Genomic DNA, 14,156 nt, shown 5'->3' on the forward strand with positions numbered 1-14,156 from the left:
TGGTATTTAACTGACTACCATTCACTGCATCTGTAGAACTTGCAGAAATGGTGCCTGCTGCAACGTTGGTAATCTTCTGGTTGCCTGCATTAATACCAGCAGTTGTTACACTTGGGCCACCGGTAATGGTTAAGCCACTGTTATCAACTTTAGTATTACCTACGGTTAAGCTACCCGCATTGGTTAATGCAATGTTGTCATTTACATTGTATTTATAAGTATTGGTTGCTGGGTCATACACAGCAGTGGTGTTGGTGCCATCTGCAAAGTTAACCGTTTCACCCAACTTCACATTGTCAGCCGTACCACCATTGACACTAAAGTTCAGGCCTTTATCTGCTGTCGCTTGTGCAGCAGCAGCATTGGTCACTGCCGTGTTTGCCGTATTTTGAGCTGCTGCCGCATTCGTTACTGCTGTGTTTGCAGTGTTCTGAGCAGTGGTCACGTTCTGATTCGTGGTATTTAACTGACTACCATTCACTGCATCTGTAGAACTTGCAGAAATGGTGCCTGCTGCAACGTTGGTAATCTTCTGGTTGCCTGCATTAATACCAGCAGTTGTTACACTTGGGCCACCGGTAATAGTTAAGCCACTGTTATCAACTTTAGTATTACCTACGGTTAAGCTACCTGCATTGGTTAATGCAATGTTGTCATTGACATTGTATTTATAGGTATTGGTTGCAGGATCATACACTGCTGTGGTGTTGGTTCCATCTGCAAAGTTAACCGTTTCACCCAACTTCACATTGTCAGGTGTACCACCATTGACACTAAAGTTCAGGCCTTTATCTGCTGTCGCTTGGGCTGCTGCCGCATTCGTTACTGCTGTGTTTGCGGTGTTCTGAGCAGTGGTTACATTCTGGTTTGTGGTATTTAACTGACTACCATTTACTGCATCTGTTGATGTAGATGAAATAGTACCTGCCGCAACGTTAGTAATCTTCTGGTTGCCCGCATTAATACCTGCAGTGGTTACACTTGGACCACCGGTAATGGTTAAGCCATTGTTATCAACCTTGCTATTCCCAACTGTTAAGCTCCCCGCATTGGTTAATGCAATGTTGTCATTCACATTGTATTTATAGGTATTGGTTGCAGGGTCATATACTGCTGTGGTGTTGGTGCCATTGGCAAAGTTAACCGTTTCACCCAGCTTCACATTGTCAGCCGTACCACCATTCACACTAAAATTCAGGCCTTTGTCTGCTGTTGCTTGTGCTGCTGCCGCATTGGTGACTGCCGTGTTTGCCGTATTTTGAGCTGCTGCCGCATTAGTCACCGCTGTATTTGCGGTGTTCTGAGCAGTGGTTACATTCTGGTTTGTGGTATTTAACTGACTACCATTTACTGCATCTGTTGATGTAGATGAAATAGTACCTGCTGCTAAATTGGTAATTTTCTGATTATTAAGGTTTGCACCGCCATTTAAGTTACTTGCACCAGTAACATTTAATGAACCTCCAGTAGTTAAGTTTCCAGCCGTAACTGTCCCAGAGAAAACAGGTGCATCAGCCATTTGAATATTAACTGTGTTACCAGTCACAGCCGTTTTTAAGTTATTTCCAGAATAGGTTCCAGCAGTTGAACCTCCTCCAGTGATATTAAGTGTTGTACCTAAATTATTTGCTGAACTCCCTGTATTACCAGCAAAAGTAATAGGTTTAACAACTTCATTATTTAAATTAGTTAGCGCACCAGACACGGTATTAACAGGAGTATAAGTCGTTCCATCTGTTTTTGTTATTGTATAACTTGGTGGTGTATATACATCTGTTGCAGGATTATATGCTGCGCCACCACCTAATGCTGTCGTATTACCCACAGCACGATTGTTTACATCCTTTAACTGAGCAACCGTAACCGCATCTGAATCGGCAGCACCATCGGCTACGTTTTGAATACGTCGAGTATTTGTTGCTGAACCCACTGAAACAACACCATTTGTGGTAGATGCTGCAACATTCGTTATATATGAGTTGCCACTTTGTACTGTAGTTGTTGATCCTGCACCCAAAGCAACTGAATTTGTTACATTCGCAGTTGATCTTGGCCCGAGCGCTACACTATTTGCTGCTGAGGTTAAGCTGTTAGTACCTATAGCAACACCATCAACTGCATTTGTGTCTACAGTCGCTGTATTACCAATAGCAGTAGCATTATTTGCACCACTGTTAACTTGAGCATTTTTCCCTATTGCCATTGCTGCTGTTGAACCAACAACTTGGCTCATCGCACCAATTGCGACACTGTAGCTAGAAGCACTATCAACTGCTGTAAAAGATGACCCTGTTGCCAAACCTTCTGCGACAAGATCTGCATCACTGTTATTTTGAAGTGCAATGGATTGCGCACCAGCAGCACTAGCTTGTCCACCAACTACTGTTGAATTTACACCAGTCGCATTTACATAATTTCCTAATGCGGTTGAATCTGCTGCGCTGGCATTTGCTCTTGATCCAACGGCTAATCCATTAGAATCATTTGCAGTCGCTGGAGTACCCGTATTTGCCCCTATGGCAATACCATTACTAATGGTTGGGCTTGTATCAATAATTGAACCATACGAGTTTGTGTAGTCAGCCCACACATGTGAAACGGCTAAACAGGAGATGATAGATAATACAAGTGTCTTAGGTTTAAATTTCTTTTCTCTGGAAACAATCTCATTTTGCGAACCAGTTATTTCGGAAGAGGATGAAACAGAACCAGTTCTCGTTTTGCTTTTAGCTAATTCTGATACAACAGTCCATGTACCAATAGAAGCGTTCCATACCACTTTGTATATCTTATTCATATTCCCACCCGTAAACTTAACGCTTACATTTGTAAAGTTTTGCAATCAAAACAATTAAATTGCTTATTTTTTGTGAAAATATCTTTTTTATTTTGAGAAGTAAATCACATTTTCAAATATCAAAATCAAACAAAGTCACAATAATTAATAAATATTGTTAACTTTTTCCATACTTAGAAAAAAAATAGTAATTTAATCAATTTTTTAATTTTTCTTAACGTTAAACATTAAAAAGACTGTTGTTACATTTTTTTACAATCAAAGTGTTTTTTATCATTCAAATTCTTTAATTGCTAAAAATAAAACACAAATTATTGATATTTATATTATTTTTACATAAAAATAATATAAATTTAGCTAAGTTGTATTGATAAAAATTTAATATTTTCAATATATTAATATCTTTCATCGAAATATTAATAAGTTTTAAACACGAAGGATTTTATAAAAAATCATTAAAATTCAAATAACTAAAAATATTTATTGTAATTTTTCTTATTTTTATAACTCATAGAAGTAATCCTAAGAAATAGGATTACTTCTATATAGCAGATTATTTACCAGCTTATATTGACGCGTCTATTTGGCGCCAAACATTCGATAAGTTGCGAACTATTTTTCCCTGAACACTGCTTGTATAGATCAGTCTGGCTATTCGCCTGTATCTGTATACGTGTAGGATCAATACCTTGTTGAACCAATAACTTGGCAACTGTATTAGCACGCTGTGAAGACAATTCTTGATTATAGCTAAATTTACCCAATGGATCGGTAAAACCTGAAACAATAACTGGTGTTGTTGTCTGGCTTTTTTTGATCTTTTCAGCAATTTCCTCAACACTATGAATATTTTGTTCAATAGCGTTAACATCAAATCGATCGAAGAGGAATAACACACTTGCTGTTCGCTCAAAAATTAAATTACTATGCTCTGGTGATTGATTATTCCCACCCCAAGCAACCAAACCTTCGCACACCTCCCCCTTCCAAGATAAATGTTCAGCCAAATATTTTTCATTAAAATCAATGCGTAATTGACAACGTTGATATTGATTAGTGTTAGGAATACGGATATCCAATACATAATTCCATACTTTTACTGCAAAAACCCCTTCACTAAATTGTGGATTTCCTAGTAAAGCTCGAATTTGATCTTTATCCAATCCTTTATCCAAACGAGCAACGTCATCATACTCATAACGTTTTATTTGTTTAAGATAACTCTTTTCAATTGCTGGAAATTTTACTCCATCTCGTTGAATTGCTACTTCAGTATCCGTAAATCCAGTAATACTTAAACTTACCAAGATGCCCATTACCAAAATTTGAATATTTTGTTTCATTTTCATACTCACAATATTATTTTAAAGGAGAGATAAACTCTCCTTAGTTAGGCACTCAATCAATTACTGTACTTACGCCAACACGTACTAATGGGCTACCCTGACTACCAAGCGCTGCACCTGTTGTAAGTGACCAGCGACCGTTGTCGGCTGTTTTACGTAAGGTCACACCTACAGCATTTTGCTGATTATAGTAAGCAGCGCCAACAGCCATAGTGACTTTCCCTGCAATAAATGGCGCATTTTCAAGTGCAGCATTTGCAGCAATACCCGCAGACATTTTTTCTTCCAAGTTGTCGATACGCTGATTTGTTGCATAGAACGCTTGCTCAAGCTTGTTGTTCACATTATCAATTTTGTTGTTTAATGTTTGGTCAGCTTGATTTAATGCGCCTATCGCATCACCCACATTGTTGTAAGACTGATCACCTACGTTATATGTCGGATTTGAGAAGCTTTCGGTAATATTGTTATAACCAGCTCCACCACCTAGTGCACTTACAAGCGCTTGGTTCGTCCTATTAAGCTGAGAACCATTGACTGCATCTGTTGAAGTCGATGTAACTGTACCCGCTTTAACGCCTGTTACTGTACGGTCACCGGCTTTACCAGCAACATTCACTTGGGTACCACCAGTGTCTTTACCAACAGTAATCGCAGCATCTTTATCAGTTTGTTGGACTAGACCAGTTTTACCATTGTTAATATCATTTTTAAGGTTCGAGATATCACCCGTATTTTTGTCGACCTGTTGTTGAACATTCCACAACTGACCTCCATTCACTGCATCTTTAGAACCTGCTGCTACGGTACCATTCGCTACATTCTTAAGTGCAGTACCATTTGCCCCACCAGCGAATGTCACTGAATCTTTATTTACAGTGCCATCTGCATTTTTGTCATACTGAACTGCACTATTAGCCAAAGCACCAACATTGTTATTAATGTTCGTGATTGCACTATCAAGTTGGCCTTTGTTCACTGCATCTGTCGTGTTAACACCAGCAGCTACATTGGTAATAACCTTATTACCTGCATTGATTCCAGAAGTAGTGATACTAGGACCACCAGCAATGATTAGACCTGTTGATCCTAACTGAACGTTATTGCCAACTTTTACACCAGTCGTATCGATAACGGTATTACCAGCCGTGACGCTATCAACCTTCAAGTTTTTGTTCAGCGCGACCTTGATATTACCTTCATTATCAGTTTCGCTGCTTTGAGCAACAGTTAAGTTATCATCACCTGTAAAGTTGACTTTGCCATTTGGTTTAATCTTTTTAGCAGTCGCTGCATCACCATTGGCTGAAACAGTCCAGCCTGCATTCGCTGCTGTACCTGCATCAGTGACTGCTTTATCCAATGCCGTTAAAGCATCGCCAACATTGTTTGCACTCGTACCTGCAACATTGTAAGTAGGATTAGTAATCGAACCATCTGGATTAGCTTTAGCACCTCCACCAAAAATATTGGCTGTAGAATCACCATTCTTAGTCACGCGACTATCGAGGGTATGTAACTGACTACCATTCACTGCATCTGTTGACGTAGATGAAATTGTACCTGCTGCAACGTTAGTCACTTTCTGGTTAGCTGCATTAATACCAGACTTGGTCACGCTTGGACCACCAGCAATGGTGAGACCATTGGTGTCTAACTTGCTGTCACCTGCCGTTACGCTGTCAATATTAAGATCACGGTTCAGTCCATACTGGATCTTGTTACCAGTCTTGGTTACTTTCAGGTTGCTTTCGCCTGTAACCGTACCAATGTCAACTGTATCACCTGCTTTCACTGCACCTGCATTGGCACCATTACTTTGTAAGGTCCAGCCTTTATCCAGTGCGGTGATCGCGTCACCAACGTTGTTCACGTTGTTGCCATTCACGCTATAGACTGGCGAACTGACTGCGCCTGTAACCGGATTATAAACTGCTCCACCACCCAGATTGCTTGCAGTACTTATACCTAAAGCATCTGTCTTGGTATTCGCGGCTGTAGTTACTGCACCAAGTTGACTTACATTAACAGCATCAGTTGCATTAGTACCTGCTGCTACATTGGTAATCTTCTGGTTACCTGCATCAATACCCGCAGCCGTTACACTTGGGCCACCAGTAATGGTTAATCCACTGTTATCAACCTTGGTGTTACCGACCGTTAAGCTACCCACATTGGTTAATGCAATGTTGTCATTCACATTGTATTTATAGGTATTGGTTGCTGAGTCATACACTGCTGTAGTGTTAGTGCCATCTGCAAAGTTAACCGTTTCACCCAACTTCACATTCTTAGCCGTACCACCATTAACACTAAAGTTCAGGCCTTTGTCTGCTGTCGCTTGGGCTGCTGCAGCATTGGTCACCGCTGTGTTTGCAGTGTTCTGAGCAGTCGTTACATTCTGGTTGGTCGCATCTAACTGACTACCATTCACAGCATCTGTTGAGGTAGATGAAATCGTACCTGCAGCGACATTAGTAATCTTCTGGTTCGCTGCATTAATACCAGACTTGGTCACGCTTGGACCACCAACAATATTTAGACCATTGGTGTCTAACTTGCTGTCGCCTGCCGTTACGCTGTCAATATTAAGATCACGGTTCAGTGCATACTGGATCTTGTTACCAGTCTTGGTTACTTTGAGGTTGCTTTCGCCTACAACCGTACCAATGTCAACTGTATCGCCAGCTTTCACTGCACCTGCATTGGCACCATTGCTTTGTAGTGTCCAGCCTTTATCTAGTGCAGTGATCGCATCACTAACATTGTTCACGTTGTTGCCATTCACTGTATAGATTGGTGAACTGACTGCACCTGTAACCGGATTATAAACTGCTCCGCCACCCAGATTGCTTGCCGTACTTATACCTAAAGCATCTGTCTTGGTATTCGCGGCTGTAGTTATTGCCCCAAGTTGACTTACATTGACAGCATCAGTTGCATTAGTGCCTGCTGCAACATTGGTAATCTTCTGGTTGCCTGCATTAATACCTGCAGTGGTTACACTTGGACCGCCAGTAATGGTTAAACCACTGTTATCAACCTTGGTGTTACCTACCGTTAAGCTACCCGCATTGGTTAATGCAATGTTGTCATTCACATTGTATTTATAGGTATTGGTTGCAGGATCATACACTGCTGTGGTGTTGGTACCATCTGCAAAGTTAACCGTTTCACCCAGCTTCACGTTGTCTGCCGTACCACCATTAACACTAAAGTTCAGACCTTTATCTGCTGTTGCTTGTGCTGCTGCTGCATTCGTCATTGCCGTGTTTGCAGTATTTTGCGCAGTCGTTACATTCTGGTTGGTTGCATTTAACTGACTTACATTGACCGCATCAGTCGCATTGGTTCCTGCTGTAACATTGGTAATCTTCTGGTTGCCTGCATTAATACCTGCAGTTGTTACACTTGGGCCACCGGTAATGGTTAAACCACTGTTATCAACCTTGGTGTTACCAACCGTTAAACTGCCCGCATTGGTTAATGCAATGTTGTCATTGACACTGTATTTATAGGTATTGGTTGCTGGGTCATACACTGCTGTTGTGTTCGTCCCATCTGCAAAGTTAACCGTTTCACCTAACTTCACGTTATCTGCTGTGCCACCATTAACACTAAAGTTCAGGCCCTTGTCTGCTGTGGCTTGGGCTGCTGCTGCATTGCTGACTGCTGTGTTTGCAGTATTTTGCGCAGTAGTTACATTCTGGTTGGTCGCATTTAACTGACTACCATTCACTGCATCTGTTGATGTCGCAGAAATAGTACCTGCTGCTACGTTAGTAATCTTCTGGTTAGCTGCATCAATGCCAGACTTGGTCACACTTGGACCACCAACAATGGTTAAACCATTGGTATCCAGCTTGCTGTCACCTGCCGTTACGCTGTCAATATTAAGATCACGGTTCAGTCCATACTGGATCTTGTTACCAGTCTTGGTTACTTTGAGGTTGCTTTCGCCTACAACCGTACCAATGTCAACTGTATCACCAGCTTTCACTGCACCTGCATTGACACCATTACTTTGTAAGGTCCAGCCTTTGTCCAATGCAGTGATCGCGTCACCAACATTATTTAAATTACTGCCATTCACTGTATAGATTGGTGAACTGACTGCACCTGTAACCGGATTATAAACTGCTCCGCCACCCAGATTGCTTGCCGTACTTATACCTAAAGCATCTGTCTTGGTATTCGCAGCTGTAGTTATTGCCCCAAGTTGACTTACATTGACAGCATCAGTTGCATTAGTGCCTGCTGCAACATTGGTAATCTTCTGGTTGCCTGCATTAATGCCAGCAGTTGTTACACTTGGGCCACCAGTAATGGTTAAACCACTGTTATCAACCTTGGTGTTACCGACCGTTAAGCTACCCACATTGGTTAATACAATGTTGTCATTTACATTGTATTTATAGGTATTGGTTGCCGGGTCATACACTGCTGTGGTGTTAGTACCATCTACAAAGTTAACCGTTTCACCTAACTTCACATTGTCTGCTGTACCACCATTAACACTAAAGTTCAGGCCCTTGTCTGCCGTCGCTTGGGCTGCTGCTGCATTCATCACTGCCGTGTTTGCAGTATTTTGCGCAGTGGTTACATTCTGGTTGGTGGTATATAACTGGCTACCGTTCACTGCATCTGTTGATGTAGCAGAAATAGTTCCTGCAGCAACATTGGTAATTTTCTGGTTGCCTGCATTGATACCTGTAGTCGTTACACTTGGACCGCCTGTAATGGTCAGCCCATTGTTATCAACCTTAGTATTGCCAACTGTTAAACTACCTGCATTGGTTAATGCAATGTTGTCATTTACATTGTATTTATAGGTATTGGTTGCTGGGTCATACACTGCCGTGGTGTTGGCACCATCTGCAAAGTTAACCGTTTCACCTAACTTCACGTTGTCAGTTGTACCACCATTGACACTAAAGTTCAGGCCTTTGTCTGCCGTCGCTTGCGCTGCTGCTGCATTGGTCAATGCGGTATTTGCTGTGTTTTGTGCAGTGGTTACATTCTGGTTGGTCGCATTTAATTGGCTTACATTAACAGCATCAGTTGCATTCGTTCCTGCTGCGACATTAGTAATCTTTTGGTTAGCAGCATTGATACCCGCAGTTGTTACACTTGGGCCACCAGTAATGGTTAATCCGTTGTTATCAACTTTAGTGTTGCCGACCGTTAAACTACCCGCATTGGTTAATGCAATGTTGTCATTCACATTGTATTTATAGGTATTGGTTGCTGGGTCATACACTGCTGTTGTGTTCGTCCCATCTGCAAAGTTAACCGTTTCACCCAGCTTCACGTTGTCAGTTGTACCACCATTGACACTAAAGTTCAGGCCTTTGTCTGCCGTCGCTTGGGCTGCTGCTGCATTGGTCAATGCGGTATTTGCTGTGTTTTGTGCAGTGGTTACATTCTGGTTGGTTGCATTTAACTGGCTAAAATTGACTGCATCAGTCGCATTAGTGCCTGCTTTAACATTGGTAATTTTCTGATTACCCGCATTAATCCCTGCTGTGGTTACACTTGGGCCACCAGTAATGGTTAATCCACTGTTATCAACTTTAGTATTTCCTACTGTTAAGCTACCTGCATTGGTTAATGCAATGTTGTCATTGACACTGTATTTATAGGTATTGGTTGCAGGGTCATAGGTTGCTGTGGTGTTGGTACCATTGGCAAAGTTAACTGTTTCACCCAGCTTCACATTATCAGCCGTACCGCCATTCACACTAAAGTTCAGGCCTTTGTCTGCCGTCGCTTGGGCAGCAGTTGCATTGGTGACTGCTGTGTTTGCAGTATTTTGTGCTGCTGCTGCATTCGTTACCGCTGTATTTGCGGTGTTCTGAGCAGTCGTTACATTCTGGTTGGTTGCATTTAACTGACTACCATTCACTGCATCTGTTGATGTAGATGAAATGGTTCCTGCTGCGACATTAGTAATCTTCTGGTTAGCAGCATTGATACCCGCAGTTGTTACACTTGGACCGCCTGTAATGGTTAAGCCACTGTCATCAACCTTAGTGTTACCAACCGTTAAACTGCCCGCATTGGTTAATGCAATGTTGTCATTGACACTGTATTTATAGGTATTGGTTGCAGGGTCATAGGTTGCTGTTGTGTTCGTCCCATCTTCAAAGTTAACCGTTTCACCTAACTTCACGTTGTCAGTTGTACCACCATTCACACTAAAGTTCAGGCCTTTGTCTGCCGTCGCTTGCGCTGCTGCTGCATTGGTCAATGCAGTATTTGCTGTGTTTTGTGCAGTGGTTACATTCTGGTTGGTTGCATTTAACTGGCTAAAATTGACTGCATCAGTCGCATTAGTGCCTGCTTTAACATTGGTAATTTTCTGATTACCCGCATTAATCCCTGCTGTGGTTACACTTGGACCACCAGTAATGGTTAATCCACTGTTATCAATTTTAGTATTGCCAACTGTTAAGCTACCTGCATTGGTTAATGTAATGTTGTCATTGACACTGTATTTATAGGTATTGGTTGCAGGGTCATAGGTTACTGTGGTATTGGTACCATCTGCAAAGTTAACCGTTTCACCCAACTTCACATTGTCAGCTGTACCACCATTCACACTAAAGTTCAGACCTTTGTCTGCTGTCGCTTGGGCTGTTGCGGCATTGGTGACTGCCGTGTTTGCCGTATTTTGTGCTGCAGCTGCATTCGTCACCGCTGTATTTGCAGTGTTCTGAGCAGTCGTTACATTCTGGTTCGTGGTATTTAACTGGCTACCATTCACTGCATCTGTAGAAGTAGAAGAAACTGTTCCTGCTGCGACATTGGTGATTTTATTTCCACCATTATCTAGCCCAGTATTTGTTAATTTTACTGGACCATTCGCTCCACCATTAACTGTAACTCCTGAACTATTCAGGGTCGTATTACCAGTTGTTACACTATTTAATGAAATATCATCGGCTAAATCAAAAGTAACATCAGTATTGCTATTTAATTCGTCCGCTACTTTAGCAACAGTATTTTTACCATTGATAAAGCTAACTTTATCAGTGGTACTATCGCCAATAGTTGCTTTATTTGTTGTTCCTTGACGTACCGTAAATGTATTCGCATTTACAGTATAAGTCGTTATACCGTTACTATCAGTTCCTTGGGCAACAGTTGTACCTGTTCCGGCTAAAACTTTAGAAGTTGCTTTCTTTAACTGTGCGACGTTGGCTGCATCTGTATCATTTGTTCCAGCCGCAACACTAGTAATCTGACGAGTTCGTGTCGTTCCATTTCCAACTGAAACAGCAGCATCTGTCGCCTTCCAGGTACTATTCGTACTTGTAGTGCTCGTTTCAGTTAAAGGGTCATATCCGAGTGAACCCGAAGCTCGATCAGCCACTGAATCACTACCTAGAGCAACAGAGTTAGCTTGTAAGGCTTGTGCTCTTGCACCAATTGCTACAGATGTTTGAGAGGAAGCCGCACTATTTGAACCAATAGAAACGCTTTGGTCTCCAGCTGTAGCAACCGAACCAACCGCTACAGCCAAATTTGAAGCGGTTGATTGCGTACCTACAACTACTGCATTTGTGCCAGTCGCCGCAGTGTTAGTACCTATTGATATCGAATTTGCCCCAGACGCACTGGCACCCTTTTTACTCGCTGATGCACCTGATTGAACATAGGGAGTGCCTTTTAAGTCACTTCCGGCACCAATAGCAATCGAATCACCTCCTGTAGCAGCAGAGTTAATACCTACAGCAACATCACCCGTATTTGCGGTATAAGCTAGTGAACCAATCGATAAACTACCTTGTCCACGTGCTTCTGCTTTTACGCCTACTGCAACTGAAGCGATTGACCCAGCTGTCGCTACAGGACCCAAAGCTGTACCCAAATCAGTAGCTGTAGCCTTAGGGCCTACCGCAACTGCAGCTTCACCTGTTTGTACTCTGGTATAACGATTTCCTACCCCAGATGCACCGCCATTTGTTTTTTCAAAGTCAACTAAGTAATCGCCTGTCAAATTTTTATATGCAGCCGCTGTAGCAGTATTATTATATAGAGCGTTATCTCCGGCAGTTGGTGTGTAGTTATAAGCGGGCGGGTTTGTACTAGCAACTTTATCCATATCGTCAGCACCGATCGCTACAGATGAATTACCTGTTGCTGTAGCCTGACCACCTATTGCAAGAGCCTGAGATCCACTTGCTCTAGATTCAGCACCAATAGCTATCGACTCATTATAAGTTCCTGTAGCATTTGCTGGATTTGCAGTAGAAGCCTGGCTTCCTATTGCAATATCTCTATCTGAATCTGTTACTGCACCACAACCTATTGCTAGTGCACGTTCTCCTCCTGCAGTAGCTCGGTCTCCAGTTCCCCCCACTCCTGTTCCAGTACATGCAGAAATTGCCGTGGCATTATTTCCAGTAGCAAAACCTCCTGACACTCCAACTTCACCAAAAGTAATAGACGGAACGAGTACAGTTAATATTCCCCAAGTAAGTGGTTTAATTTTAAAATTAATTGAAGTTGAAGACTGTAGAAAATCGGTGGCTTCAGTAGAAGACATCAAAGCATTATTTGTTCTTTGACTACGAGTTTTTGAATGACCCTTTGCAATTTCTGAAACAGCAACCCAAATTCCTAATGAAGCGTTCCAAATTACTTTGTATATTTTATTCATATACTTACTCGCATTTTTACAAAAAATAGACAATGCTTACCTTAAGTTACATAAAGTTTCAAAAAACAAAAGGTGTGGCAAATTTCGCGAAATATATCAAAGAAAAAATGAGAGGTAAATCACAAAAAAAGCTTGTAATGCGATGAAAAACAAGAAAAAGAACAATATATAATCAAATAAATACAAAAAATATATTATGATTTTTTACTATAAATAAAACTTTGTAGGTAAAGTCAGACTTTTTTCGATTCAAAAGTTAATAAAAATAAAAGATTGAATTTGAATTTATAGTTAAAAACTATCGTTTTATTTTTATTAAAAAAGTTTAATTATTTTTGATAAATAATCATTTTTAAAGATTTATTGTTTAGAAGCGTTTATTTGAAGATTAAAGCTAGAGTCAATATTAGGTGGGGATCAATATCCCATTCGTTTTATAATTTTATAGGTAATTAAAGGATTATATGATTCAAAATGTAGCTGATTGATTTATTTTTCAGTTTACTAAAAGAATAAAAGTAACCACTTTAAAGGTGGTTACTTTTACCTGACAGACCGTTTCACCAATTGATATTAACACGTCTATTTGGTGCTAAACATTGAATAAGTTGTGAACTATTGTTACCGCTACACTGCTTATATAAATCGGTCTGACTATTCGCCTGTATTTGTATTCGACTCGCTTCAATGCCTTGTTGCACCAATAATTTGGCAATAGTATTAGCACGTTGTGAAGACAATTGTTGGTTATAGCTAAATTTACCTAACCGATCTGTAAAGCCTGAAACAATAACAGGGTTCGTTGTTTGGCTTTTCTTGATCTGCTCAGCAATTTTAGTAATGCTGTCAGTACCCTCTTCAATAGCATTAACATCGAATCGATCAAAGGCAAATAAGACACTCGCTGTACGATCTGCAATTACAGCGTTACGTGCTGGCACCTGATTATTTTCTCCCCAAGCGGCCAAACCTTCACACGCTTCACCTTTCCAAGATAAACGTTCTGCTAAATAGCGCTTATCAAAATCAACACGTAACTGACAACGTTGGTACTGGTTCGTATTAGGAATACGAACATCAAGTACATAGTTCCAGATTTTTACTGCGAAAAGGCCTTCACTAAACTGAGGATTTCCCAGTAAAGCTCGAATTTGATCTTTATTTAGGCCTTTGTCTAAACGAGCAACATCTTGGTATTCATAGCGTTTTACTTGTTTCAAATAACTTTTTTCAGTTGCAGGAAAATGAATTTCCTGTGGCTGAGCTGGTTCATTTGCATAAGTTATTACCGTGAAACCAGCAAAAGCTGCTACGACTAAGCTTTGGATTGTTTTATTCATTTCTATAA

Annotated in this window: 4 protein-coding genes; all 4 read right to left on the reverse strand. The window is 41.0% G+C overall.

What is annotated here, in order from left to right; all coding sequences use genetic code 11:
- On the reverse strand, positions 1-2,797 hold a 2,797-nt coding region (locus tag ACG59Z_RS11535), incomplete at its 3' end, for an ESPR-type extended signal peptide-containing protein (RefSeq protein ID WP_400199464.1).
- A 557-nt stretch (positions 2,798-3,354) separates the two neighbouring features.
- Entirely contained in the window at positions 3,355-4,140 is a 786-nt protein-coding gene (locus tag ACG59Z_RS11540; protein ID WP_311086474.1) for an OmpA family protein, read from the reverse strand.
- Between the two features lie 55 nt (positions 4,141-4,195).
- Entirely contained in the window at positions 4,196-12,808 is an 8,613-nt protein-coding gene (locus ACG59Z_RS11545; RefSeq protein WP_400199467.1) for an ESPR-type extended signal peptide-containing protein, read from the reverse strand.
- 560 nt (positions 12,809-13,368) lie between these two features.
- On the reverse strand, positions 13,369-14,148 hold the full coding sequence (locus ACG59Z_RS11550) for an OmpA family protein (protein ID WP_400199469.1): 780 nt from the start codon (positions 14,146-14,148) through the stop codon (positions 13,369-13,371).
- Positions 14,149-14,156 lie beyond the last annotated feature (8 nt).

The organism is Acinetobacter sp. ABJ_C1_1 (assembly GCF_044684115.1).
Taxonomy (GTDB): Bacteria; Pseudomonadota; Gammaproteobacteria; order Pseudomonadales; family Moraxellaceae; genus Acinetobacter; species Acinetobacter nosocomialis_A.

Coding starts and splice junctions, on each gene's coding strand:
- ACG59Z_RS11550 (WP_400199469.1), bottom strand. CDS start 14,148: ATGAATAAAACAATCCAAAGCTTAGTCGTAGCAGCTTTTGCTGGTTTC.
- ACG59Z_RS11540 (WP_311086474.1), bottom strand. CDS start 4,140: ATGAAACAAAATATTCAAATTTTGGTAATGGGCATCTTGGTAAGTTTA.
- ACG59Z_RS11545 (WP_400199467.1), bottom strand. CDS start 12,808: ATGAATAAAATATACAAAGTAATTTGGAACGCTTCATTAGGAATTTGG.